Raw genomic sequence first — 24,152 nt, forward strand, 5'->3', positions numbered from 1 at the left:
CTTCGTCGGGCCACCTCCCCCAGCTTCGTGGGGGAGGCTCGTCGCGCCCTATGCGGCCTCCCTCAACTCGTCCTCCGCCGCCGCCAGCGCCTGCGTGATATCCGCGATGATGTCGTCGGGATGCTCGATGCCGATCGAGAGGCGCACATAGCCGGGCGTGACGCCGGTCGCGAGCTGCTCCTCAGCACTGAGCTGCTGATGCGTCGTCGAGGCCGGATGGATGGCGAGGGAGCGGGCATCGCCGATATTGGCGACATGGTAGAGCAGCTTCAGCGCGTCGATGAAGCGCTTGCCGGCCTCGATGCCGCCCTTGAGCTCGAAGCCGACCAGGCCGCCATAGCCACCCTTGAGATAGGTCTCTGCCCGGCGGCGGTTCTCGTCCGACTGCAGGCCGGGGAAGATGACATGGCTGACGGAGGGGTGCTTGGAAAGCACCTCCGCCACCTTGATGGCATTCTCGTTGTGCTGGCGCAGGCGCAGCGGCAGGGTTTCGAGGCCCTGCAGGAGCTGGAAGGCATTGAAGGGCGACAGCGCCGCGCCGACATCGCGCAGCAGCTTCACGCGCACCCGAAGGATATAGGCAATCGGTCCGAGCGGCTTGGCCGCCTCGGTCCAGATGGCGCCGTGATAGGCCTCGTCCGGCTGCGTCAGCAGGGGGAAGCGTTCGGCATGCTCCTCCCAGGGGAAGTTGCCGCCATCGACGATGAGGCCACCGATCGAGGTGCCGTGGCCGCCGATATATTTGGTGGCGGAATAGACCACCACGGCGGCGCCATGTTCCAGCGGGCGAGCGATCAGTGGCGCCGCCGTGTTGTCGACGATGAGGGGAATGCCGAGTGAGCGCCCGATGTCGGCGATCTCACGGATCGGCAGCACATGCAGCTTGGGGTTCGGCAGGGTCTCGGCGTAATAGGCGCGGGTCTTGTCGTCGCTGGCGCGGCGGAAATTCTCGGGATCGGCCGGGTCGACGAAACGGACCTCGACGCCGAACTGCTTGAGCGTGTTGGCGAAGAGCGTCCAGGTGCCGCCATAGAGATCGGTGGAAGAGACGATGTTGTCGCCGGGCTGGGTGAGGTTGAGGATCGAATAGGCCGAAGCCGTCTGGCCAGACGCGACCGCGAGGGCCGCGACGCCGCCCTCGATGGCGGCGATGCGCTGCTCCAGCGCGTCCGTGGTTGGGTTCTGCACGCGGGTATAGATGTTGCCGAGCTCTTCGAGCGCGAAGAGGCGCGCAGCGTGGCCGGTATCCTGGAACTGGTAGGAGGTGGTCTGGTAGATCGGCACCGCCACGGCGCCGGTGGCAGGGTCGGCGCGGTAGGTGCCGCCGTGGAGGGCGAGGGTCTCGAAATGCCGTGAATCGGTGGTCATGGGAGAGCTCCAGGCAAGAAGGATCAGTAGGCGGAAGCGGGCGAGGCCGGCTTGGACACGTCGACGAGATCGGGATGGTGGCGGCGCGCCACGTCGGGGTGGGAGCGCAGGCGGCTCTTGAGGTAGTTGCGGCCGACCTCGCGGAAGAGCGGATTGAGCGGATCCTGCGTCAGGCCGCGCGCGCCAGCGGCAAGGTCGGGCGAGAGCTTGAGCAGCGGCACCTCGGCGGCAAGATGGGCGCCGAGGAAGAAGGGCACCGAGAGCCGGTCGGTGCCCACCGGCGGTGAGACGACGCGGTGGACATTGGCGCGCAGATAGCCATTGGACGCGAGTTCGAGGATTTCGCCGATATTGACCACGAAGGTGCCGGGAATGGGCGGGGCGTCGATCCAGCCGCGCTCGCCCTCGACCTGCAGGCCGCCCTGCACATCCTGCAGCAACAAGGTGAGGAAGCCCGAATCCTTGTGTGCGCCGACGCCCTGATCGCCCTCGCTCTTTTCGCGGCCGGGATAGCGCACGATCTTGAGGAGCTGGTTCGGCTCCGGGGTGTAGATCGGCTCGAAGATCTCGGCCTTCTGCCCGAGGGCCTGAGCGAAAGCCTGGAGGACGCGGATGCCGAGCTGGGTGATCTCCTGCTGATAGCGCAGGATGGTGAGCTGCAGCTCCGGCAGCGCCGCCGGCCACTGGTTCGGACCCTGCAGGCGTGTCCAGGCCGGCGCCGAGGGATCGACGGGGCGGGCGCGCTTCTCCGCGCCGATATCGACCTGCTCGCGCCAGTCCGGCTTGCCGCGAGTGTGCTCGAAGCCGGCGCGGTTGTAGCCGCGGAAATGGGGCGACTTCACCATCTCGATGGCAAGCTTGTCTTCCTCCGGCAGATCGAAGAAGCGGCGGGACAGGCGCAGCACTTCGTCGATCAGCGTCTGCGGGATGCCGTGGCCGGTGAGGTAGAAGAAGCCCGGCCCGCGTGCCGCCTCGCGCAGATCCTTCAGGAAGGTGATGCGCGCAGCATCACCCTGGTCGAAGCGACGGAAGTCGAGAATCGGCAGGGTCTCCGGAGGGAGCGTCGCGGCTTGGCGGGTTGTGGCTTGGGTCGTCATGGCATTCCATCGTCCGGCTGAAGCGAGGCCTCAAAATCGAGCATGGCGACTCTTATAAGTCAACTGATTTTATAGACTATATGGATTTAACCTTCGGGCTTTGAAAAAATGCGCGCCAGGGCAACGAGATAGGAGCGAATTCGGATTCGATCGGAGAAGCCCTTCGCACCGCATGTCAGGAGCAAATCCTGGAATGGCGCATTAAATGTTGACTAAATCTATCAACTAATAGGATCATGAGGCAAATTGCCCTCAAGGATCAGCCTATGACCTCGCTTTGGACCCGACGTTTCTTCCTCGCCGCCGCCTCCGCCTTGCCGATGGCCGTCACGCTCGGCCCGGCTCGCGCCGACACCAAGGTGGTGCGGGTGGGCTATCAAAAATACGGCACCTTCCTTCTGCTCAAGGCGCGCGGCAATCTGGAGAAGAAGCTGGAGCCGCTCGGCTTTAGCGTGACCTGGACCGAGTTCCCCGGAGGTCCGCAGCTCCTCGAAGCCCTCAATGTCGGCGCGCTCGATTTCGGCATCACCGGCGAGGCGCCGCCGATCTTCGCCCAAGCCGCCGGCGCTCCCCTCGTCTATGTTGGCAATGAGCCGGCCGCGCCGCTGAGCGAGGCGATCCTGGTTCCCAAGGACAGCCCGCTCAAATCCGTCGGCGAGCTGAAGGGCAAGAAGGTCGGCCTCAACAAGGGCTCCAACGTCCACTATTTGCTGGTGAAGGCGCTGGAGAAGGCGGGCCTCGCCTATGCCGATGTCGAGCCCGTCTTCCTGCCGCCGTCCGATGCCCGTGCCGCCTTCGAGCATGGCGATATCGACGCCTGGGCGATCTGGGATCCGTTCCAGGCGGCAGCCGAGGTGGCGATCGAGGCGCGCCAGCTCACCAATGGCGAGGGCATCGTCTCCAACCGCCAGTTCTATCTCGGCGAGAAGGGTTTCACCGAAGCCAATCCGGCTGCCGTGGATGCCATCCTCGCTGCCATCAACGAGATCGACGTCTGGGCCAAGGACAATGTCGAGCAAGCCGCCAATGAGCTCGCGCCCGCCGTCGGCATTCCCGCGCCTGTGCTGAAGCTGGCGCTAGGTCGCCAGGCCTGGAACGTGCAGCCGATCACGGCCGAGACCGTCGCCGCCCAACAGCAGATTGCCGACACCTTCCACAAGCTCGGCCTGATCCCCAAGCCCATCAAGATTGCCGATGCACTGCGCCCCGGCGCGGCGCTGTAGGGGGAGGGGGTGATGGCGCAGCACGGTCTCGGCCGCATCTCGCAACGCCTGATTCCCTGGGCGCTGCCGGTGCTGATCCTGGCGGGCTGGGAGATCGCGGCGGATGTTGGCTGGCTGCAGGCGCGCGTGCTCTCGGCGCCGAGCGCGGTGGCGCTCGCCTTCTGGCAGACTCTGCAGGACGGCACGCTCCTCCACAATGTCGCCGTCAGCAGCGGGCGAGCCCTGCAAGGTCTCGCCATCGGCGGCCTTCTCGGCTTCGCCCTCGGCGTGATCAATGGCGTCTGGCGCCCGGCCGAGCTGGCGCTCGACTCCACCCTGCAGATGCTGCGCAACGTGCCGCATCTGGCCATCATCCCGCTGGTGATCCTGTGGTTCGGCATTGGCGAAAGCGCCAAGATCTTCCTGGTGGCGCTGGGCGTGCTTTTTCCCGTCTACATCAACACCTATCACGGCATCCGTACCATCGACCCCCAGCTTCTCGAAATGGCGCGGGTCTATGGCCTCGGCCCGCTGGCGCGCTTCTGGCGCGTGATCCTGCCGGGGGCGCTGCCCTCCATCTTCGTGGGACTGCGCTACGGCCTCGGCATCATGTGGCTGACCCTGATCGTGGCCGAGACCATCTCGGCTTCCTCCGGCATCGGCTACATGACGATGAATGCCCGCGAATTCCTGCAGACGGATGTGATCCTGCTCGGCGTGATCATCTATGCCGTGCTCGGCAAGCTCTCGGACATCGTGGTGAAATTCTTCGAGCAGGCCGCGCTGCAATGGCATCCCTCCTATGTGCAGCCGCGCCGGGAGGTTCTGGCATGAGCAACGCCATGCATATCGTCGAAGACGCCTATTTCGAGCCGGAGCTGGCACGCCATGCCCTGCCACTGCGGGAGGAAAGGGAGCCGACGCGGCCCCGCGGCCTTGCTATCGATCTCGACGCCGCTTCGAAGGCGTTCGACCATCGCCTCGTGCTGGACCGGCTCAGCCTCTCTATCGCGCCGGGCGAATTCATCGCCGTGGTCGGGCGTTCGGGTGGCGGCAAGTCGACCCTGCTGCGACTGGTGGCCGGGCTCGAACAGCCGACCGCCGGCGAGGTCGCCATCGGGGGCAAAGTGGGCCGCGACGCCCATGCCAAGGCGCGGCTGATGTTCCAGGACGCCCGCCTGTTGCCCTGGCAGCGCGTGATCGGCAATGTCGGCATCGCCCGCGGGCCGAACTGGCGCAGCCTGGCCCAAGCGGCGCTCGACGAGGTCGGCCTCGGCGACCGGGCCGGGGATTGGCCGAGCGTGCTCTCGGGCGGCCAGAAGCAGCGTGTTGCCCTGGCACGCGCTTTGGTGAGCCGGCCGGAGATCCTGCTGCTGGACGAACCCTTCGGCGCCCTCGATGCCATGACGCGCCTTGAGATGCATGGCCTCCTCTCCCGCATCTGGCGCGAGCACGGCTTCACCGCGATCCTGATCACGCACGATGTCGCCGAGGCCGTGGCGCTCGCTGATCGCGTGATCGTGCTGCGCGACGGGGCGGTAGCGCTGGACCTGCCCATCGACCTGCCGCGCCCTCGGCGGGAGGGCGACGAGAGGGCGGCGTCGAAGATTGCGAGTCGCATTTTGGCTTATGTGTGAGGGGCGACCGCGCCTTCTCCGCTTTGCGGCTGTCGAATTCATACATCTCGGCCTGAGAAGAATAGACGCAAGTTATTCGGCTGAGCGAGATAAGACGGTTAAGGATAGAACGCGCCGTCGAAGTGCCCTCGTCCTTTTCTCAACCCGACTTCTCTCGCCCGACCGTCGGCTCTTTCGCGATTTTGAGCCAAGCCTTTCAGATTCCTCGATTCAAACAGTTGACTAATTTTATAGACTATATATTTTCAATCCATCGGCTCGCTAGCGAGTCGGTCGCGGGCATTTGAGCGAGCAGCTTGCGCCGCGTCATCAAACGCTAAAGCGCCACGGCTGATGTCGTGGGCTCCCAGACAGGATATGACCCATGATCGCGATCGGTGTGACCAAGGCAAAGAGATCTCCAGAGAGAATGCAAGGCGAGATGTGTAGCGGCTGTTGCTGCTGATCTCTCCTGAACCCGTTTCCTCTTCGTCTTGTGGAGCGCCACGTTTGTGGCGGCTGAACTCATGTCTCTTTCGTCCCAATCCGAATCCCAATTCCGTTCCGAATCCTACATCATCGAAATCTCCGGCGCGGCCGTCGGCATTGTCGTACGCCAGGCTGAGGCGCGGCGCTTCGCCTTCCACGCCGCCAGCCGACGCTTCAACCGCTACAACGGCATGACGTTCTCCGGCCCGCGCGACGCCGAGCGTTTCATCTCCGGTCAAGTGGCGCGGCGGCTGCATGCCCTCCTCGAGGAGTTGGTCGCGTGAACGCGCCAGTGAGACTGGAAAGCCTGGGCCAGCTGGGAGGGCCTGTGACGGCCGAGCCGATCGTGCGTTTCGAGCGTGTCTCGCGCTCCTTCGCCGCCCGTAGGGGCAATGCTGCCGTCTATGCCCTCGACGATCTCAGCCTGGAGATTCCGCGCGGCGAGATCTTCGGCGTGATCGGGCGCAGCGGCGCCGGCAAGTCGACGCTGATCCGCCTGATCAACGGGCTGGAGCGACCCAGCAATGGCCGCATCATCGTCGATGGCGTCGAGATCGATGCCCTCAGCGAACGCGAGCTGCGCCCGGTGCGCCGCTCCATCGGCATGATCTTCCAGCACTTCAACCTGCTCTCCTCCCGCACCGTGTTCGACAATGTCGCGCTGCCGCTGGAGGTCGCGGGCGTGCGGGCCGCGGAGATCAAGGCGCGGGTCGAGCCGCTGCTCGATCTCGTCGGCCTTGCAGACAAGCGCAATCGCTATCCCTCCGAGCTCTCCGGCGGTCAGAAGCAGCGCGTCGGCATCGCCCGTGCTCTCGCGACCAATCCGAAGATCCTGCTCGGCGACGAGGTGACCTCGGCCCTCGATCCCGAGACCACCGGCCAGATCCTGGCCTTGCTCGCCGATATCAACCGGCACTTGGATGTCACGATCATCCTGATCACCCACGAGATTCCGGTGATCAAGGAGATCTGCCACCGGGTCGCGGTGTTAGAAGCCGGCAAGCTGATCGAGACCGGCCGTGCCTTCGACGTGCTGACGAAGCCTCGCCATCCCACCACCTCGAATTTCGTGCGCAACGTTACCGGCGTGGAACTGCCGGCCGATCTCGCCCGGCGGCTGCGGCCGGAGCCCGCGCCCGGTCACCAGGCGGTGCTGCGCATCACCTTCACCGGCTCGCATGCGACCGCGCCGGTGATCAGCCGCCTGACCAGCATTCTCGGCATCGACGTCAACATCCTGGCGGGGCGCATCGATTCCATCGGCGGCGAGCCGTTCGGGGCGCTGCTGGTCTCGGTGCCCGGCGAGGAGGTGACGCGCCTCGCCACCATCTCGGCGCTGGCGGCGCTGCAGCTCAAGGGCGAGGTGATCGGCTATGTCGCCTGACATCCTCTGGGTGATCGCGCAGGCCACCCGCGACACCGTGGTGATGGTCGCCATCGCCATTCTCTTCGGTGCGCTGATCGGCCTACCGGTCGGTATCTTCCTCGCCATGAGCAAGCGCGGCGAGTTGCTGGCGCTCCCCGCCGCCAACGGCGTGCTCGGCGCCATCGTCAATGCGGCGCGTTCGACGCCCTTCATCATCCTGGTGGTGGCGATCATCCCGCTGACGCGACTGTTGGTCGGCACCTCCATCGGCACGGCGGCGGCGATCGTGCCTTTGACGCTGGCGGTGGCGCCCTTCATCGCGCGCATCGTCGAGAGCGCCATCCGCGAGGTCGATCCCGGCCTGATCGAGGCGGCGCGGGCCTTCGGCGCCACACCCTTCCAGATCATTCGCAAGGTGCTGCTCGCCGAGGCTCTGCCGGCCATCGTGCTCGGCCTTACCCTCTCGACCGTCAGCCTGATCGGCTACTCGGCCATGGTCGGGGTGGTGGGCGGCGGCGGGCTTGGCGATGTCGGCGTGCGCTACGGCTACCAGCGCTTCATGCCCGACGTGATGGCCACGGTGGTCGCCATCCTCATCCTTCTCGTCCAGGGGGTCCAGTCCGCGGGAGACCGCATCGCCAGAAGGCTCAATAAACGCCTTCGACACGACTGACCTTCAACCTAGCAACAGGAACTCTACGCATGTCGACTTACAAACTGACGCGCCGCCGTTTCGCCGGCGCAGCCCTGGCGCTCGCCTTCCTCCTCGGCCCGGTGGGCGGGGCGCTCGCCGCCGAGACCATCAAGCTCGGCGTCATCGGTGGCGACGAGGAGCGCATCTGGGAGGTGGCCAAGAAGGTCGCCGCCAAGGGCGGCCTCGATATCGAGCTCATCTCCTTCTCCGACTATGCCATCCCCAACGAGGCGCTTGAGAAAGGCGATCTCGACGCCAATGCCTTCCAGCACAAGCCCTACCTCGACAGCCAGATTGCGGCGCGCGGCTACAAGATTGTGGCGATCGGCTACACGCTGGTGGCGCCCATCGCCTTCTATTCCAAGAAGGTCAAAGCCTTCGCCGATCTGCCGCAAGGGGCCACCATCGGTATTCCAAACGATCCCTCCAATGGCGGCCGTGGCCTGAAGTTGCTGGAGGCCAATGGCCTGATCAAGGTGAAGGCGGACAAGGGGCTGCTGCCGACGGTGCTCGATGTCACCGACAATCCCAAGAATGTGCAATTCAAGGAGATCGACGCCGCACAGATCCCCAATCTGCTGCCTGATCTCGATGGCGCAGTGATCAACACCAACTACGCCCTCGGCGCCGGGCTCTCGCCGCGCACGGATGCGCTGGTGCAGGAGAGCCGCACCGGCAATCCCTATGGCAATTTCATCGCGGTGCGCGAGGCGGACAAGGACAAGCCGGTGTTCAAGAAGCTGGTGGCCGCCTACCAGAATCAGGATGTGGCCGACTTCATCAACGCCAATTTCAAGGGCGCGATCCAGCCGGCTTGGTGAGGCTTTGGTGTGCCGACCTCCAGGTCGGCATGGGACCTCAACTCGACCGGCGAGGGCGTCGTTTCCGTGCCGGTCTGAAGACCGGCACACCAGGAAGGCGGGGGTTCGGTGTGCCGGTCTTCAGACCGGCATGGAACCTCAGCCTGACCGGCGAGGGCGCCGCTTCCGTGCCGGTCTGAAGACCGGCACACCCAAGTGGCGCGTACTCCGCGGGTCGATGTCCTCAACGACAAGGCCTTCCAGCAGGGAGCCCTTGAAACGCGAAAGCCGCACAACCAACTCTTCTGGGCGAATCTCCGATCGCCCTGAAGGCGCGATCTCGGCGCAACACGACGTATTGAAACAACCGTCCAAGGCATTGTGGTACCAGTGTTTCACGGCAGTGGTCGGGGCTCTCCATCCGTTGGACGAAGAAAGAAAAGAATATAAAATCTATAGACATTAACTTCTTATTGTTGCACCATTCTTTGCAGTTGCGCCGCTGGTGCCGTGAAGGGGAGCGGGGCTTCCGCGCCTGATCTGAATGACGGATACGACCATGAATATCTCTGTGAAGATTCCCTCGATCGGATCACCCTCCCTGCGCGATGCGATGCGGTTGGTGGCTGGCGGTGTGAGCGTCATCACCGCGGGCGAGGGGGACGAGCGCACCGGCCTGACCGTGACCTCGGCGGTGTCGCTGGCGGTCGATCCACCCACGATGATCATCTGCGTCAATCGCGAGGCTTCGGCCTGGCCGATCATCCGGCGCTACGGCCATTATTGCGTGAACATCCTCGCGCATGACCAGCAGCATGTCGCCGACCGCTTCGCCGGCAAGGGCGGCATCAAGGGCGTGGCACGCTATGAGAACGCCTCCTGGCGCGGTCTCTTTACCGGCGCCCTGGCTCTGGAAGGCGCGCTGGCCTCCATCGATTGCGAGGTCGAGGAGTTCATCGACCGGCACAGCCATTCGATCGTCATCGGCGCCGTGCGCGGCATCCGCACCAATCCCGGCAAGCCCCTAGTTTATGCCCAGGGCAGTTACGGCGGATTCCATCCGGCCTAAGGCGGCGGTTGGGCGAGATGGGGGCGTTGAAAATGGAGCGCGCCGTCGAAGTCCCCTCGCCCCGTTCTTGCGGGGAGAGGATAGAGGTGAGGGGCTGCGTAGACCTGTGGGATTGGCGTTCGAAGAGCACAGCATCGGGATGGGTGCCCATCTGGGATGTCCATCCCGTTGATCTCAGTTGGGAATATAGTTCTGCTATTGTCGCGCTGCCCCCTCACCTCTATCCTCTCCCCGTAAGGACGGGGCGAGGGGGTGCAATCGCCCTGCCTTGTTTTAAGACGTCTCATCTCGCCCAACCGAAGTCTGTCTCCTTTCTATTTAGTTGATAAAATATATAGACATTAAAGACTCGATAGTGCAGCATTTCCTGGAATCCATTCAGGTTGCTGTCATGACCATCTCCGTCGCTCCGCCGATCACCACCGAGCCGCCGGCCTTCGATCTCGAACCGCAGGCCCATGTCATCCGCTCCGATGCCGAGGCCATCGAGGTGGCGAAGGCCCTGGCTGCCGAATTCGCCGTCGAAGCCGCACAGCGTGACCGCGACCGCCGCCTGCCCGCCGCCGAACTCGACCGTTTTTCCAAGAGCGGGCTGTGGGGCATCACCATCCCCGGGACCTATGGCGGGGCAGGGGTATCCTGGGTCACGCTGACGGAAGTCATCAAGCTGATCTCGGCCGCCGATCCCTCCATCGGCCAGATCCCGCAAAACCACTTGGCTGCGCTCGACGCCATCCGCGTCACCGCGTCGGAGGAGCAGAAGAGGCTGTGGTTCGCCCGCGTCTTGCAGGGGTATCGGCTCGGCAACGCCTTCTCGGAGGCTCGATCGAAGCATGTCGGTGCCTTCGAGACCACTCTCACGCCGGAGGGCGATGGCTATCGCATCAATGGCGAGAAGTTCTATGCCACCGGCGCGCTGTTTGCCCACTACATCCACGTCGGCGCCGTCAATCCCGAGGGCAAGGTGCATCTGGCCATCGTGCCGCGCTGGGCGGCCGGGCTTGCCATCATCGACAATTGGTCGAGCTTCGGCCAGCGCACCACGGCCAGCGGCAATGTCAGGATCGACAATGTCCGTGTCGAGGCCGAGGGCGTGATCCCGGCCTATCTCGGTGGCGAGAAGCCGACCACCAACGGCTCCGTCTCGCAGATCATCCAGGCAGCCGTGGATGCCGGCATCGCCCGCGGCGCCATCGACGAGACCATCCATTTCGTGCGCAACCATGTCCGCCCCTGGATCGATAGTGGCCAGGAGCATGGCTATGACGACGTCTTCACCATCGCCCAGATCGGCGATCTCAAGATCAAGCTGCATGCGGCCGAGGCGCTGCTGGAGCGCGCCGGCCGGGCGATCGATGCCGCCTTCGACGACACCACGGAGGAGGGCGCCACGGCAGCCGCCGTCGCTGTCGCCGAGGCCAAGGTGCTGACCACCGAGATCGCCATCCTTGCCACCAACAAGCTGCATGAGCTCGGCGGCACGCGCTCCACCCTCGGCCAGTACAATCTCGACCGGCACTGGCGCAATGCGCGCACCCATACGCTGCATGATCCGGTGCGCTGGAAGTTCTTCCATGTCGGCAACCATGCACTGAACGGGGTCAAGCCGCCACGGCACGCGTGGAGCTGAGCCTCCCTGGGATCGCAGGCTTCCAGCCTGCCTCTTCCTATCCTTCAAGCGCAACGTTCAAGAGCAGGCAGGGATGCCTGCGATCCCAGGAATAGCCCATGTCCACCGCCGCTCTCACCATCGATACCCCGCCCGAGCGCATCGTCGCCTTCAGGGCGCCGCCGCTCCGCGCCAGGCACGCCCATGTCATCAAGGACGATGCCGAGGCGCTTGTCGTCGCCCGTCGGCTTGCCGACAGGATCGCCGTATCAGCTATCGAGCGCGATCGCGAGCGGCGCCTGCCTTTCGAGGAGCTCGACTGGCTCTCCGATGCCGGCCTGCTCGCCATCACCGTGCCGAAAGCCTATGGCGGCGCCGAGGTTTCCTCAGGCACCCTGGCCGAGGTGATCGCGATCCTCTCGGAAGCGGATGGCTCGATCGGCCAGATCCCGCAGAACCACTTCTTCATCCTGCACGCCCTGCGCCTCGAAGGCAGCGAGGAGCAGAAGCGTTTCTTCTACGGCCGCATCCTGTCGGGCGAGCGCATCGGCAATGCCCTCTCGGAGATCGGCACCAAGACGGCGCAAGACCACAACACGCGCCTTTCCAAGGACGGCCCAGTCCTGCGCCTCAACGGACGCAAATTCTACTGCACCGGCGCGCTGTTCGCCCATTGGGTGGCCGTGGTCGCCAATGACGACGACGGCCGTTCGACCATCTCCTTCGTGCCCCGCGAGACGCCCGGCCTCACGGTGATCGACGACTGGTCCGGCTTCGGCCAGCGCGTCACGGCGTCCGGCACCACTACGCTCGACAATGTCGAGGTCCATCCCTTCGCCGTGATCTCGCTACGCGCGGTATTCGACCGGCCGACCTCGATGGGTCCGGTCGCCCAGATCATGCATGCCGCGGTCGAGGCCGGCATCGCTCGCGCTGCGTTGAAGGAGACGGTGCATTACGTCCGCAACCACGCGCGGCCCTGGAAGGACAGCGGCCTCGATCACGGTTATGAGGATCCCTATACCATCGCCCAGATCGGCGAGGTGAAGATCCGCGTCTCCGCCTCCGACGTGCTGCTGGAGCGGGCAGGGCGCATTACCGACGTCGCGGTGGCCGATCCCACCGTCGAAACGGTGGCCGCCGCCTCCATCGCCGTGGCCGAGGCGAAGGTCGCCTCGACCGAGGCCTCGCTGCATGCCGGCAGCAAGCTGATCGAACTCGCCGGCTCGCGCGCCACCCAGGCCCAGTACGGGCTCGACCGTTTCTGGCGCAATGCCCGCACCCACACCGTGCACGACCCCGTGCGCTGGAAATACCGAGCCATCGGCGACTACTGGCTCAACGGCATCAACCCGCCGCGCCACGGCGCGATCTGAGATGGATCATTTTCATTGAGGCGATCCGCTAACCGTCATTGCTTCGCTGCGCTCGCAATGACGGCGGCTCCGCCTCGAGCCTCCCACATTCGACTGAGAGACCCGCATCATGCCCTACGATCTCGACCTGCCGCAGCCCGCCAAGGAGACCGACGTCCTCTGGTTCCTGCCGACCCATGGCGACGGCCGCTATCTCGGCAGCGAGGAGGGGGCCCGGCATGTCTCGCTCGGCTATCTCTCGCAGATCGCCCGGGCGGCTGACGAACTCGGCTATTTCGGCGTGCTGCTGCCCACCGGCCGTTCCTGCGAGGACAGCTGGGTGATCGCTTCGGCCATGGTGCCGATCACCAAGCGCCTGCGCTTCCTGGTGGCTGTGAGGCCCGGCCTCACGACGCCCGCCTTCGCGGCCCGTCAGACGGCCACCCTCGATCGGCTCTCCGATGGCCGCCTGCTCATCAATGTGGTCACCGGCGGCGATCCCGTCGAACTCAAGGGCGATGGCGTCTTCCAGGATCACACCGAGCGCTACGAGGTTACCGACGAATATCTCACCATCTGGCGTGAGCTGCTTCAGGGCGGCAAGGTCAATTTCCTGGGCAAGCATCTGCGCATCGAGGATGGCACGCTCCTGTATCCGCCCGTAAACAAGCCTTATCCGCCGCTCTATTTCGGCGGCTCCTCGGCCATCGGCAACGAGGTGGCGGGCAAGCATGTCGACGTCTACCTCACCTGGGGCGAGCCGCCGCAGCAGGTGGCGGAGAAGATCGCCCATGCCAAAGCCGTGGCGGCCAAATATGGTCGCACGCTGTCTTTCGGCATCCGCCTGCATGTCATCGTGCGCGAGACCTCCGCCGAGGCCTGGGCCGCAGCGGAGAACCTGATCTCCAGGCTCGACGACGAAACCATCGCCACCGCCCAGAAGGCCTTCGCGCGCATGGATTCCGTCGGCCAGAGCCGCATGCGGGCGCTGCATGGCGGCTCGCGCGACAAGCTCGAGGTCAGCCCGAACCTGTGGGCGGGTGTCGGCCTGGTACGCGGCGGCGCCGGCACGGCGCTGGTCGGCAATCCCGACGAGGTGGCCGAGCGCATGAAGGAATATATGGCGCTCGGCATCGATCGCTTCATTCTCTCCGGCTACCCGCATCTGGAGGAGTGTTACCGCTTCGCCGAGCTGGTCTTCCCCCGGCTGCCCTTGAAGAAGACCACGGGCAACGATCTCGGCCCGGCCCGCAATGCCGGACCCTTCGGCGAGATCATCGCCAATGTCGTGGCGCCCTCGCACAGGAAGGCAGCGGCCGGGTAGGGAAATCGTCATCCCGCACGCACGGCGTCATGCAACGACGCGGTGCAGTCAGACCAAACAAGAGTTTGGTCCGGGGACCGTTCTCAAGCCAATCTCCTCTTGCGGTCCCGGGTCTGCGAAGCGACACTTCGTGCCGCGTCGCGCCCGGGATGACAATCGAACGAGATCATGCCCAAGCCCATCCGCCTCAATGCCTTCGAGATGAACTGCGTGGCGCATCAGTCCCCCGGATTGTGGCGCCATCCGCGGGACCGTTCGCGCGATTACAAGAAGCTCGATTATTGGATCGATCTATCAAAAACTTTGGAGCGCGGCCTGTTCGATGGACTGTTCCTGGCTGATGTCTTGGGCGTCTACGACGTCTTCGGCGGCAATGCCGAGGCAGCCTTGCGCCATGGCACGCAAACCCCGGTGAACGATCCGCTGCTGCTGGTGCCCGCCATGGCCACGGCCACAAGCCATCTCGGCTTCGGCGTCACCGTCAATCTTTCCTATGAGCCGCCCTATGCCTTCGCCCGGCGCATGTCGACGCTGGACCATCTGACCGGGGGACGCATCGGCTGGAACATCGTCACCGGCTATCTCGACAGCGCCGCCCAGGGCGCGGGGAAGCCGAAGCAGACGGCGCATGATGATCGCTATGCCATCGCCGAAGATTATATGACGGCCGTATACAAGCTCTGGGAGGAGAGCTGGGCCGACGATGCGGTGGTGGCGGATGCTCGCGCCGGCGTGTTCACGGATCCCTCCCGCGTGCGCAGGATCCGGCATGACGGGCCCCATTTTCGCATCGATGCCCTGCATCTGAGCGAACCCTCGCCGCAGCGCACGCCGGTGCTCTACCAGGCGGGGACCTCGCCGGCCGGGCGCGATTTCGCCGCCCGCCACGCCGAATGCATCTTCATGTCCGGCCCCAGCCGCAAGGTGATCGCCCCGCGCGTTGCCGCCATCCGCGAGGCGGCGGCCAGGCTCGGGCGCGATCCATCAGGGATCCTGATGTTCACCCTTCTCACGGTGATCGTGGCGCCGACCGACGCGGAGGCTCAGGCCAAGCTCGCCGAGTATCGCCGCTATGCCGATCCCGAGGGCGCGCTGACCTTGATGTCGGGCTGGACCGGCATCGACTTCTCGAAGCTGGATCCCGATGCCATCGTGCAGCATGTCGAGAACGAGGCCGGCCGGTCCGCGCTCGAGAACATCACCCGCGCCGATCCCGACCGGACCTGGACGGTGCGCGAGGTCGCCGAGCATGTCTCGATCGGCGGCATCGGCCCCGTCATCGTCGGCTCTCCCGCCACGGTTGCCGACGAACTCGAAGCCTGGGTCGACGAAACCGGCATCGACGGCTTCAACCTGGCCTTCGCGGTGCGCCCCGAAACTTTCCGCGATGTCGTCGATTTCCTGGTGCCGGAACTGCAGCGGCGCGGGCGCTACAAGACCGCCTATCGGAAGGGGACGCTGCGCGAAAAGCTCTTCGGTGGTTCGGCGCGATTGCCACCGGACCATACTGGTGCAAATTACCGGCAGGTTTGGCAGGCTATTGAAGCCGTCTGATTGGCAAATCACCAATTTTGCTATTACCAGATATCGAAAGGAAATTTTGCTGACACGTTCCTGGGGGCCGCATGCTGACGAAGAAGGGCAAATACGGCCTCAAGGCGATGGTGCATCTGGCGGGGCAGGAGCCCGGCAGGCCCTGCCTGGTCTCCGATATCGCCGAGCAGAATGGCATTCCCAAGAAGTTCCTTGATACGATCCTGGGCGAGCTCAAGAATGCCGGCTTCCTGCATTCGAAGAAGGGCAAGGGCGGTGGCTATGTGCTGGGGCGGCCCGCCAGCGAAATCAGGGTCGGCCATATCGTGCGCGTGCTCGACGGCCCGCTGGCGCCGATCCCCTGCGCCAGCCGCACGGCCTATCAGCGCTGCGACGATTGCACCGACGAGAGCCAATGTTCGGTTCGCCTGATGATGCTGGAAGTCCGCCAGGCAATCTCGACCGTGCTGGACAACCGCAGCCTCGCCGAGATGCGCGCCTTGGCCGACCTCGACGACCTTACTTACATGTATCACATCTGAGCGCCGCCCGTTTCCGGATCAGATGCCTTTGTGCGCCCGGAAGCCGTTGCTGCTTGCGTGCCTTTGATCTATCAAAATACTAGATTATTAGACCGGCTTGGACATGCTTTCACCTGATCCCCTTCCATCCACCCGGCACATCGTGGTCATCGGCGGCGGGGCGAGTGGCGTTCTGATGACGGCGCATCTTCTGCGCCATCACGACCCCTCGCTGAGAGTGACTCTCATCGAGAAAAGCAGAGAGCTTGGTGCGGGCATTGCCTATGGCACCAGCCATCCCAACCACCTGCTCAATGTCCGCGCCGCCAATATGAGCGCCTATCCGGACGATCCCGATCATTTCTGGCGCTGGGTGGGCGAGCACAGCAGCGTCGACTGCCCGGATGCCCAGTCCTTCGCGCCGCGCAGGCTCTATCGCGATTATCTCGCCGACCTCCTGTCGCCCCATCTCGTGCAGCGGGCGGGCAGCCGGCGCCTAGCCATCGTCAATGACGAGGTGACGGGCGTGGAGGAACGGCCGGAAGGACTCCTCGTCCGCTTTGCCGGACGGGAGCCGTTGCAGGCCGACACCGCCATTCTCGCAACCGGCAATGAGGGGCCGAAGCTCCAGCCGGCGTCCTGGCGCTTCGACGGCTGGTTCGACGCCGGCCCGGCCTCCTTTTCGCCAGATGCCGAGGTTGTCATCGTCGGAACCGGCCTCACCATGGCCGACAGGGTGCTCTCGCTGCTGCATGCCGGGCATCGGGGGCGGATCACCGCGATCTCCCGCCGGGGTCTGCGCCCGCATGGCCATCGGCCGGTGCTAGCCTATCGCCTTGATGCGGCCGATATCCCCTATGGCACCGGCATCACCTATCTCACCCGCTGGCTCAAGCAGCTCGCGCGCCAGCACCAGGCCGCCGGTGGGGACTGGCGCAGCATCGTCGATGGTCTGCGGCCGTACACACAGCCCTTGTGGCGCAATCTTCCGCATGAAGCCCGCCGCCGCTTCCTGCGCCATGCCCGGGCCTGGTGGGACATACACCGCCACCGCATGGCGCCCGCCGCGGCGGCGCGGCTCGAGGCGGCCCGGGAAGCCGGCCAGCTCTCCATCGTCGCCGGCCGCGTGGCCGGTTTCGAACCGCAGGACCAGGGCGTGCTGGTACGCTATATCGCCCGCACGGGCACGGCGGAACAGCAGATCCATGCCGATGCGGTGTTCGAATGCCGAGGCAGGGCGGCCGATGTGACGGCGACCGACAATCCCGCGCTGCGGCAGCTCCTGGCCGATGGCGTCGTGCGGCCCGATCGCCTGGGCCTCGGTCTCGATGTCGGCGAGGATTGTGGCGTCATCCACCGAGACGGCGCGGCCTCGCAACGCATCTACGCGGTCGGGCCGATCACATCCGGGGTGTTCTGGGAAATCGTCGCCGTTCCCGATATCCGCCAGCAGGTGGCGAAGCTGGCCGGTCATCTCATGCAGAGGCGCATCGCGGCGACGTAGCTCCCGATCGTGTCGTCTTCCTATACGGACAATATCGCCTTGATGACTCCCGCCTGCGGCTTCGACCAGGGCGGGATCAGGGCCGGCGCTTCGTCGAGGCTGCCGCTGTGGCTTGCGAGCGCCTACATCGGCACCTTGCCGCCGCGCATGGCTGACAGCACCGTCTCGAAATCCGCCCGCACAGCATTGCGGCTGGCAAGGAGCGTGGTCTCGCGCTTGTGGAATTCAGGATCGTTGAAGGTGATATCAGCCCGCACCAGCGAGAGCAGCACATAGCGCCCGCCATGACCGACCAGGTTGAAGCCCGTCTGCATGGCGGCGGGGCTGCCGGTGGCATCGATCACGCAATCGAAATAGTCGCCATCGGTGGCCCGGCCGAGCCTTTCGAGGATGTCAGGAGAAGCTTCGAACACGGCATCGGCGCCGAGCTCGTCCCGGCAGAAGGCGAGGCGGCGGGCGTTGAGGTCGACCACGCTGACATGCGCGCCGACCGCCTTGGCGAAGATAGCGCCCGCAATGCCGATCGGCCCGGCGCCGACCACCACGACGCGATCGCTTCCACCGATGCTGCCTCGGGAAACGCCATGGGCGCCGATGGCGAGGAATTCCACCATGGCCGCCTGGCTCGCGGTCAACCCGTCGGCGGGAATGACATTGGCCTCGGGCACGGCGATGTAGTCGCAGGCGCCACCGTCGCGATGCACGCCGAGCACTTCGAGGCGCTGACAGCAATTGGTCTTGCCGGCGCGGCAGGCCCTGCACTGGCCGCAATAGAGCGTCGGCATGATCGAGACGATCTGGCCCGGTCGCAGGGACGAGCTTGCCGGCGCCGTCACCACCTCGCCGCCAAGTTCGTGGCCGATCACGCGCGGATAGGAGAGATAGGGCTGGTTGCCGTGGAAGATGTGGTAGTCCGTGCCGCACACGCCGACATGGCGGATGCGCACCAGAACGTCGCCCTCGCCCGGGACAGGTTCATCGCGTTGGATGATGCGCAGCCGCCCAGGCTCTTCGCAACTCAGGGCTCTCATGCCAGGCCTCCGGATCGAATGGCATTCAGCACGCCCTCGGAAGCGATGGCGCGATAGGCTTGCTTCAGCCTGGCCGTGAAGCCGGAATTGCGCGGCAGCTCCTCGCCGAACACGGCGGAGAGGCCGAGGAAGGCGTCGACCACGGCGTCCGGCGGCGTCCCGCGCTGGTCGGGCTGGCTCGTCCAGGCCTGGAAGGTCGGATCGTTGAGGGGCAGAGGACCGCCCTTGTCGTCGGCACCGCCGCAGGAGCGGATCCAGGCGGCCACGGCGAAGATCTGCGGATCGCAGGCGAGGCTCTTGGCGAGGCAGTCGCGGATCGGGGACAGGATGCGCTGCGGCAGCTTCTGCGAGGCGTCGCTGGCGATCTGCGCCGTGCGGTGATGCAGCGAGATGTTCTCGTAGCGGGCGAGCAGCTTGCGCGTGTAGTCGAAGGCCTTGTCGGCCGGAATGGCGAGGGTGGGGATCACGCATTGCCAATAGCGTTCGATCAGGCCACGGATGATGGGATCGCCGATCGCCTGTGACACCAATTCATGGCCCGACAACCGCCCCACCGCCGCGATGGTGGAATGCGTGCCGTTGAGCAGGCGCAGCTTCATATGCTCGAAGGGCTCGACGTTGTCAGCGAACTCGACGCCGCTCTCCTCCAGCCTGGGACGGCCGGAGGCGAAGCGATCCTCGATCACCCATTGCGTGAAGGGTTCGCCCAGCACGGGCCAGGCATCGGTAAGGCCGAGGACTGCATCGATGGAGGTGCGGTCGGCATCGGTGGTCGAGGGCACGATGCGGTCGACCATCGAGGAGGGGAAGGTGATCTCGCCGGTGATGTAGGCGGCAAGGTCCTTGTCGCGCAGGGCCGCAAATTCGGTGAGCACACGCTGCAGCGTGCGGCCATTATGGGGAAGGTTGTCGCAGGAGAGCAGCGTGAAAGGGCGGATACCGGCCCTGCGGCGCCGCTCGATCGCCTCGGCCAGGAAGCCGAGGGCCGAGCGTGGTGTGGCGGGATTGGTGAGGTCATGCGCGATATCCGCATTGTCTTGCCTGAGGCCACCGGTGCCCAAATCCACCACATAGCCCTTCTCGGTGATGGTGAGCGTGACGATGCGGATGGCGGCATCGCTGAGCTGGGCCAGCAGCGTGCCGGGATTTTCGGGCGCGACGATCACACCGGAGATGGAGCCGATGACGCGCAGTTCCTCGCGGCCGCTGTCTCGAATGGCAAGGGTGTAGAGGCCGTCCTGTGGGTCGAGGGCGTCGCGCGTCTCCGGACTGCGCAGGGAGGAGCCGATAATGCCCCAGTCGGTCTCGCCGCGTGCCAGGCAGTCGTCGACATAGACGGCCTGATGCGCCCGGTGGAAGGCGCCGGTGCCCAGATGCAGGATGCCTGGCGTCACCTTTGAACGGTCATAGGCTGGCTTGGCGATAGCAGATTTGAGCTGGGGCAGGGTGGCATTGCAAAGGCGCATGCATCTCACTCGACGACGTAAGGACTGTATTCTTCCGGCAATTGTTCGAGGATGTGGAAGATCATGTCGAGATGTTCTTCCATGCATTGAGCCGCTTCGCCGATCCTCCCGGCGTCGAGCGCGTCGAGCACGATAAGGTGCTCGTCGAGAACGACGGGCAGGCGGGAAGGGGTGCCGAACAGGCGCACGAAGCGGGCAAGGCGGCTCTTGGCCTGCAACACGGTGGACCAGACACCCTCGCGCGCAGCGAAGGCCGCGAACGCCTGGTGGAAATTCTCATCCTCTTCGAAGAACCGGTCGATGTCGCCGGCAGCCAGTGCCTGGCGCTGCACTTCGACGATGGCGCGGGCCTGCGCGCTCAGGGCCGGACTCCATTTGGCGGCGGCCTCGCGCAGCAAGGCAAGTTCGAGGTTCTTGCGCACGAAATGACTGTCGCGGACCTCCCCGAGCCGGATCGGCGAGACGAAGCTGCCCTGCTGGGGATAGACGTCGATCAGGCCCTCTTCGCTCAGCCGCGTGACGGCCGAGCGCACCGGCGTACGTGAGACGCCGAAATGGCGACAGATGCGATTTTCGCTGATCGAGGTGCCGGGCAGCAGGCGCGTTGTAATGATCGCACGCTTGAGGGCGTCATAGATCTGGTCGGCGACGGGATGTTTGCGGTCGATCTCGACAGCAAAGCCCAGACCGTCTTCCTCGCTCTCCTTGAGTGTCTCGGAAGACATTGCGCCATCTCCTCCAAAAAAACCAATGCCGGCAGGTGGATAGCGCTTTGTCTTGAATCGCACCAGCAGGTACGATTTCCATCCTTGCCCCACAAACACTATTGCATGTTTCGAACTTGGATCCTAGTATCCAATCGTCAGGCGGGCCGAGAAAAGCAACAAGGGCTCGCACCAAGATGCCAATGGGAGTGGAAACGCATGTTTGCCCGACATAAGCTTTTTGCCTGCGCCGCCGCAATGGCCCTGTTCGCCGGAATGGTGCCGGCTCTGGCCGCCAACGACACCAAAGTCGCCGCAGTGCCCGGCGGCCCGCATCCTTATTTCGGCGCCTGGGAGCAGGCGAGCAAGGATGCCGCCAAGGATTACGGCCTCGGTGCCGCCGACTATAAGGTTCCCCAGAAATGGGATCTCAGTACCCAGAACGAGCTGCTCGAGAGCCTGGTGACGCAGGGCTACAACGCCTTCCTGATCTTCCCCGGCGATCCCGTCGGTTCGGTCTCCACGGCCAATGAACTGGCCGATACCGGCGCGCCGGTTATCGCTTTGGCAGGCTGCCTGAAGGATCCGTCCAAGGCCGCCTTCTGCCTCGGCACGGATGTCAGCAAGTCGGCCTATCTCGGCACCAAGCAACTGTTCAAGGCCATGGGCGGCAAGAAGCGTATAGCCCATTTCACCGGCTTCCTGGTCGATCCGAACACCCAGCTTCGCATCGACGCCGTCGAGAAAGCGGCCAAGGAGGAGGGCGGAACGGTTGTCCAGGTCATCGCCGATATCGATGCGCCTGAACCGGCCGAAGAGAAGATCAACGCCTATCTGGCGGCCCACGCCGGCGAGATCGACGGGATCGTCACCACCGCCTGGGTCCCCTCAGTGGTGGCCGCCAATGCCCTGCGCAAGATCGGCGACAAGCGCATCAAGATGGTCGGCATCGACCATGACGAAGTGGTGCTGAAGGCGATCAAGGACGGCTACCTGGCTGGAACCATGCTGCAGAACCCCTATGGGCAGGCCTATATCGGCTCCTTTGCTGCCGACAAGCTGCGCAATGGCTGCACGGTGAAGGCCGCTGCGCCGTTCACCACCAACGCGCTGACCAGCCGCTTCATCGATTCCGGCACCGTCTTCGTCGATGCCTCGGGTGTCGACAATTATGTCAGCGCGATGCAGGGTATCACCAAGACCCTGCTGGCGGACTTCCAGAAGACCTATCTGGACTGCAAGTAAGCCCTGCTGATGAGGTGTTGGCCTTCCCCGCCTGCCGGGGAAGGCCAAGTGCTGCGGACCCGGCATTGCCCGGAACCATCATTCCGCCAATGGTTTGGTTGAATATCCTGAATCGCTTCCTGCAGCGGTTCATCCTTTTCTAGAAGTGCAGTATCGCCCATGACAGGTGACGAAACGCCCATGGCAACATTGGCCTCGAGCGCGGTCGACCAGCCGATGCGCAGCGGTTCGTTGCGCTTCTACCTGACCAACGAATTCGGCCTCGTCGTCCTGATTGCCCTTTTCGCCTGTCTCTTCGGCCTGCTGACCGAGGGCCGGTTCTTCTCCAGCTTCAACCAGTTCGCCCTTGGCCGTGTCGCCGCCATCAACATCATGGTGGGCTTTGCCATGATGGTGGTGATCGTCACCGGCGGGCTCAATCTCGCCGTCGGAGCGATCGGCGTCTGTGCGGCGATGGTGTTCGGCTTCGTCGTCGAGCTGGGGGGCCTGCCCTGGCCTCTCGCAGCCGTCGCTGCCATCGGCACCGGCCTGGTCCTTGGCTGGATCAACGGCGTCGTGATCGTGCGCTCCGGCCTGCACAGCTTCATCATCACGCTCGCCAGCATGAGCATCTTCTTCGGCGCGATGACCTATCTGACGCAGGGCCAGTCCTTCCGATCCATTCCCCCGAGCTTTTCCAGCCTGTCCAGCACGCGCCTGTTCGGCCTCGTCTCGCCGGTGCTGCTTATCGCCATCGCTGTCGGCCTGCTTCTTATCATCCTCTACCGCTACACGGTGGTCGGCCGCGAGATGCTCGCCGCGGGCGCCCGGCCTGAGGCAGCGGAGCTTTCCGGCGTCCGGGTCGGCCGCATCTTCATCCTCTGTCACATGCTGTCCGGTGCGCTGGCGGGTGTGGCGGCGCTGGTCGTGGTGGCCCGCAACGCCGCGGCTTTGCCCACCATGGCCGGGCAACTCGGCCAGGACTGGCTGCTGCTCGCCTTCCTAGGCCCGGTGCTGGGGGGCACGCTTCTCGGTGGTGGACGCGTATCGGTGATCGGTACGCTGCTCGGCGCCATCCTGGTGACGATGCTGTCCAACGGGCTGCTGCTCCTGCAGATCGGCGAATTCTGGGTGCAGGCCTGCCTCGGCGTGCTCCTGCTCATCGCCGTGCTGATCGATCTCGCACGGCGCTCCTATCTCGCCCACCGGAGGATGGTGTGATGCGGCAGATCCTGCAGGCCGACTGGTTCGGTCCCCTCGCCATCATTGTCCTGGCGGTCGTCATCATCACCCCGTTCAACCCGGGCTTTCTGTCGACGCTGAATATCCAGGTCCTGCTCCTTGCCATCACGGCGAACATGCTGATCGCCTTCTCGCAGATGATCATCATCGCCATCGGCCAGATGAACCTCGCGGTCGGCGCGATCGGCGGGCTGGCGGCCATCTGCTTTGCCGGGATGATGCAAGTCTGGGGCCTGCCGGCACCGCTGGCTGCGCTGCTCGCGGCTGCGATCGGCCTTGCCGCCGGCCTCGTCAACGGCGCCTTCATTGCGGCCACCGGCATCTCGGCCTTCGTCATCACCCTGGCGACGCTCTCCGTCTTCAAGGGCATCAACCTCGCCATCACGCGGGCGCAGCCCTTCTACGGCGTGCCGCAGAGCGTCAAGGATTTCGGCAACACCAATTTCTTCGGACCGCTCCCCTGGCTGGTGATCCCGGCGGCCATCGTGTTCGTGCTGATGTGGTATCTGCTCAACCGCCTGCCGCTCGGCCGCTTCATCCTGGCGATCGGCGGCAATGCCCATTCCGCCCAGCTTTCCGGCATCTCGGTCTCACGCACCATCGTGATGGCGCATGCTCTGTCAGGCCTGCTGGCGGCGCTGGCGGGCATCGCCTGGGTGGCCCGGCTCGGCATCGGCCAGCCCACCATCGGCGATGATTGGCTGATCCTCTCCTTCGCCGCGCCGGTGATCGGCGGCGCTGTGCTCGCCGGCGGCCATGTCTCGGCCTTCGCCACGCTGCTCGGCGTCGCCATCGTGGCCATCATCACGCAGGCGCTGGTGCTCTTCCACATCGACCCCTTCCTGGTGCAGGTGGTCCTCGGCGCCCTCATCCTCTGGGCCGTGGGCATGAACCGCTGGCGCGAAGTCCGCCTCCAGCGCGGCCTGAAGAGGATCTGA

General features: G+C 64.9%; 22 protein-coding genes. 17 read left to right on the forward strand and 5 right to left on the reverse strand.

What is annotated here, in order from left to right:
• Window positions 1–48: 48 nt before the first annotated feature.
• Together QQL24_RS35390 and QQL24_RS35395 are read right to left on the reverse strand one after the other, a co-directional pair.
• Window positions 49–1,368, reverse strand: a complete 1,320-nt coding sequence (locus QQL24_RS35390; protein ID WP_284317025.1) for an O-acetylhomoserine aminocarboxypropyltransferase/cysteine synthase family protein — start codon at window positions 1,366–1,368, stop codon at window positions 49–51.
• A gap of 23 nt (window positions 1,369–1,391) precedes the next feature.
• Complete coding sequence (locus QQL24_RS35395; RefSeq protein WP_284317026.1) at window positions 1,392–2,465, reverse strand: isopenicillin N synthase family dioxygenase; 1,074 nt, start codon at window positions 2,463–2,465, stop codon at window positions 1,392–1,394.
• 266 nt (window positions 2,466–2,731) lie between these two features.
• Here QQL24_RS35395 and QQL24_RS35400 point away from each other — a divergent pair, with 266 nt between their 5' ends.
• From QQL24_RS35400 to QQL24_RS35465, 14 genes are all read left to right on the forward strand, one after another.
• Window positions 2,732–3,688 (forward strand): sulfonate ABC transporter substrate-binding protein, encoded by a 957-nt coding sequence (locus tag QQL24_RS35400; RefSeq protein ID WP_284317027.1) that lies wholly within the window; start codon window positions 2,732–2,734, stop codon window positions 3,686–3,688.
• A gap of 12 nt (window positions 3,689–3,700) precedes the next feature.
• Window positions 3,701–4,501, forward strand: a complete 801-nt coding sequence (gene ssuC, locus QQL24_RS35405; protein ID WP_284317028.1) for an aliphatic sulfonate ABC transporter permease SsuC — start codon at window positions 3,701–3,703, stop codon at window positions 4,499–4,501.
• A complete protein-coding gene (locus QQL24_RS35410) occupies window positions 4,498–5,304 on the forward strand; it encodes an ATP-binding cassette domain-containing protein (RefSeq protein WP_284317029.1) in 807 nt (268 codons plus the stop codon). Before ssuC ends, QQL24_RS35410 begins: the two co-directional genes overlap by 4 nt.
• Before the next feature lie 506 nt (window positions 5,305–5,810).
• Window positions 5,811–6,056, forward strand: coding sequence for a hypothetical protein (locus QQL24_RS35415; RefSeq protein ID WP_284317030.1), 246 nt, complete (start codon window positions 5,811–5,813; stop codon window positions 6,054–6,056).
• Entirely contained in the window at window positions 6,053–7,156 is a 1,104-nt protein-coding gene (locus QQL24_RS35420; RefSeq protein ID WP_284317031.1) for a methionine ABC transporter ATP-binding protein, read from the forward strand. Before QQL24_RS35415 ends, QQL24_RS35420 begins: the two co-directional genes overlap by 4 nt.
• A complete protein-coding gene (locus QQL24_RS35425) occupies window positions 7,146–7,811 on the forward strand; it encodes a methionine ABC transporter permease (protein WP_284317032.1) in 666 nt (221 codons plus the stop codon). The genes QQL24_RS35420 and QQL24_RS35425 overlap by 11 nt, the downstream gene beginning before the upstream one ends.
• 29 nt (window positions 7,812–7,840) lie before the next feature.
• Entirely contained in the window at window positions 7,841–8,653 is an 813-nt protein-coding gene (locus QQL24_RS35430) for a MetQ/NlpA family ABC transporter substrate-binding protein (protein WP_284317033.1), read from the forward strand.
• Window positions 8,654–9,191: 538 nt separating this feature from the next.
• On the forward strand, window positions 9,192–9,701 hold the full coding sequence (locus QQL24_RS35435; protein WP_284317034.1) for a flavin reductase family protein: 510 nt from the start codon (window positions 9,192–9,194) through the stop codon (window positions 9,699–9,701).
• Window positions 9,702–10,092: 391 nt separating this feature from the next.
• The gene (locus tag QQL24_RS35440; RefSeq protein ID WP_284317035.1) at window positions 10,093–11,331 is read left to right on the forward strand and encodes an SfnB family sulfur acquisition oxidoreductase; all 1,239 of its coding nucleotides are present in this window, start codon (window positions 10,093–10,095) and stop codon (window positions 11,329–11,331) included.
• A gap of 98 nt (window positions 11,332–11,429) precedes the next feature.
• Entirely contained in the window at window positions 11,430–12,686 is a 1,257-nt protein-coding gene (locus QQL24_RS35445; RefSeq protein WP_284317036.1) for an SfnB family sulfur acquisition oxidoreductase, read from the forward strand.
• A gap of 109 nt (window positions 12,687–12,795) precedes the next feature.
• Window positions 12,796–13,989, forward strand: coding sequence for an FMNH2-dependent alkanesulfonate monooxygenase (gene ssuD, locus QQL24_RS35450; protein WP_284317037.1), 1,194 nt, complete (start codon window positions 12,796–12,798; stop codon window positions 13,987–13,989).
• A gap of 168 nt (window positions 13,990–14,157) precedes the next feature.
• The gene (locus tag QQL24_RS35455; RefSeq protein WP_284317038.1) at window positions 14,158–15,543 is read left to right on the forward strand and encodes an LLM class flavin-dependent oxidoreductase; all 1,386 of its coding nucleotides are present in this window, start codon (window positions 14,158–14,160) and stop codon (window positions 15,541–15,543) included.
• A gap of 71 nt (window positions 15,544–15,614) precedes the next feature.
• Entirely contained in the window at window positions 15,615–16,064 is a 450-nt protein-coding gene (locus tag QQL24_RS35460; RefSeq protein ID WP_284317039.1) for an RrF2 family transcriptional regulator, read from the forward strand.
• A 103-nt stretch (window positions 16,065–16,167) separates the two neighbouring features.
• Window positions 16,168–17,547, forward strand: a complete 1,380-nt coding sequence (locus QQL24_RS35465; protein ID WP_284317040.1) for an FAD/NAD(P)-binding protein — start codon at window positions 16,168–16,170, stop codon at window positions 17,545–17,547.
• 122 nt (window positions 17,548–17,669) lie between these two features.
• On the opposite strand, the gene QQL24_RS35470 is transcribed toward QQL24_RS35465, so the two are convergent.
• The 3 genes from QQL24_RS35470 to QQL24_RS35480 are packed head-to-tail and all read right to left on the reverse strand — an operon-like array spanning window position 17,670 to window position 20,769.
• Window positions 17,670–18,578, reverse strand: a complete 909-nt coding sequence (locus QQL24_RS35470; RefSeq protein ID WP_348536520.1) for a zinc-binding alcohol dehydrogenase family protein — start codon at window positions 18,576–18,578, stop codon at window positions 17,670–17,672.
• Window positions 18,575–20,044, reverse strand: a complete 1,470-nt coding sequence (locus QQL24_RS35475; RefSeq protein ID WP_284317041.1) for a mannitol dehydrogenase family protein — start codon at window positions 20,042–20,044, stop codon at window positions 18,575–18,577. The genes QQL24_RS35470 and QQL24_RS35475 overlap by 4 nt, the downstream gene beginning before the upstream one ends.
• A gap of 5 nt (window positions 20,045–20,049) precedes the next feature.
• Complete coding sequence (locus QQL24_RS35480) at window positions 20,050–20,769, reverse strand: GntR family transcriptional regulator (protein WP_284317042.1); 720 nt, start codon at window positions 20,767–20,769, stop codon at window positions 20,050–20,052.
• 198 nt (window positions 20,770–20,967) lie between these two features.
• Here QQL24_RS35480 and QQL24_RS35485 point away from each other — a divergent pair, with 198 nt between their 5' ends.
• From QQL24_RS35485 to QQL24_RS35495, 3 genes are all read left to right on the forward strand, one after another.
• Window positions 20,968–21,993, forward strand: coding sequence for a sugar ABC transporter substrate-binding protein (locus tag QQL24_RS35485; RefSeq protein WP_284317043.1), 1,026 nt, complete (start codon window positions 20,968–20,970; stop codon window positions 21,991–21,993).
• Window positions 21,994–22,173: 180 nt separating this feature from the next.
• Window positions 22,174–23,193, forward strand: a complete 1,020-nt coding sequence (locus QQL24_RS35490; protein ID WP_284317044.1) for an ABC transporter permease — start codon at window positions 22,174–22,176, stop codon at window positions 23,191–23,193.
• Entirely contained in the window at window positions 23,193–24,152 is a 960-nt protein-coding gene (locus tag QQL24_RS35495) for an ABC transporter permease (RefSeq protein ID WP_284317045.1), read from the forward strand. Before QQL24_RS35490 ends, QQL24_RS35495 begins: the two co-directional genes overlap by 1 nt.

Origin of the sequence: Labrys miyagiensis (assembly GCF_030160835.1) — a bacterium.
In the GTDB taxonomy this organism is placed as follows: Bacteria; Pseudomonadota; Alphaproteobacteria; order Rhizobiales; family Labraceae; genus Labrys; species Labrys miyagiensis.

What these genes read in the sequence shown, in the direction of transcription:
- QQL24_RS35440 (WP_284317035.1), top strand. Translation starts at nt 10,093, where the DNA reads ATGACCATCTCCGTCGCTCCGCCGATCACCACCGAGCCGCCGGCCTTC.
- QQL24_RS35490 (WP_284317044.1), top strand. Translation starts at nt 22,174, where the DNA reads ATGGCAACATTGGCCTCGAGCGCGGTCGACCAGCCGATGCGCAGCGGT.
- QQL24_RS35415 (WP_284317030.1), top strand. Translation starts at nt 5,811, where the DNA reads ATGTCTCTTTCGTCCCAATCCGAATCCCAATTCCGTTCCGAATCCTAC.
- QQL24_RS35390 (WP_284317025.1), bottom strand. Translation starts at nt 1,368, where the DNA reads ATGACCACCGATTCACGGCATTTCGAGACCCTCGCCCTCCACGGCGGC.
- QQL24_RS35460 (WP_284317039.1), top strand. Translation starts at nt 15,615, where the DNA reads ATGCTGACGAAGAAGGGCAAATACGGCCTCAAGGCGATGGTGCATCTG.
- QQL24_RS35425 (WP_284317032.1), top strand. Translation starts at nt 7,146, where the DNA reads ATGTCGCCTGACATCCTCTGGGTGATCGCGCAGGCCACCCGCGACACC.
- QQL24_RS35395 (WP_284317026.1), bottom strand. Translation starts at nt 2,465, where the DNA reads ATGACGACCCAAGCCACAACCCGCCAAGCCGCGACGCTCCCTCCGGAG.
- QQL24_RS35465 (WP_284317040.1), top strand. Translation starts at nt 16,168, where the DNA reads ATGCTTTCACCTGATCCCCTTCCATCCACCCGGCACATCGTGGTCATC.
- QQL24_RS35470 (WP_348536520.1), bottom strand. Translation starts at nt 18,578, where the DNA reads ATGAGAGCCCTGAGTTGCGAAGAGCCTGGGCGGCTGCGCATCATCCAA.
- QQL24_RS35430 (WP_284317033.1), top strand. Translation starts at nt 7,841, where the DNA reads ATGTCGACTTACAAACTGACGCGCCGCCGTTTCGCCGGCGCAGCCCTG.
- ssuD (WP_284317037.1), top strand. Translation starts at nt 12,796, where the DNA reads ATGCCCTACGATCTCGACCTGCCGCAGCCCGCCAAGGAGACCGACGTC.
- QQL24_RS35445 (WP_284317036.1), top strand. Translation starts at nt 11,430, where the DNA reads ATGTCCACCGCCGCTCTCACCATCGATACCCCGCCCGAGCGCATCGTC.
- QQL24_RS35400 (WP_284317027.1), top strand. Translation starts at nt 2,732, where the DNA reads ATGACCTCGCTTTGGACCCGACGTTTCTTCCTCGCCGCCGCCTCCGCC.
- QQL24_RS35455 (WP_284317038.1), top strand. Translation starts at nt 14,158, where the DNA reads ATGCCCAAGCCCATCCGCCTCAATGCCTTCGAGATGAACTGCGTGGCG.
- ssuC (WP_284317028.1), top strand. Translation starts at nt 3,701, where the DNA reads ATGGCGCAGCACGGTCTCGGCCGCATCTCGCAACGCCTGATTCCCTGG.
- QQL24_RS35480 (WP_284317042.1), bottom strand. Translation starts at nt 20,769, where the DNA reads ATGTCTTCCGAGACACTCAAGGAGAGCGAGGAAGACGGTCTGGGCTTT.
- QQL24_RS35410 (WP_284317029.1), top strand. Translation starts at nt 4,498, where the DNA reads ATGAGCAACGCCATGCATATCGTCGAAGACGCCTATTTCGAGCCGGAG.
- QQL24_RS35485 (WP_284317043.1), top strand. Translation starts at nt 20,968, where the DNA reads ATGTTTGCCCGACATAAGCTTTTTGCCTGCGCCGCCGCAATGGCCCTG.
- QQL24_RS35475 (WP_284317041.1), bottom strand. Translation starts at nt 20,044, where the DNA reads ATGCGCCTTTGCAATGCCACCCTGCCCCAGCTCAAATCTGCTATCGCC.
- QQL24_RS35435 (WP_284317034.1), top strand. Translation starts at nt 9,192, where the DNA reads ATGAATATCTCTGTGAAGATTCCCTCGATCGGATCACCCTCCCTGCGC.
- QQL24_RS35495 (WP_284317045.1), top strand. Translation starts at nt 23,193, where the DNA reads ATGCGGCAGATCCTGCAGGCCGACTGGTTCGGTCCCCTCGCCATCATT.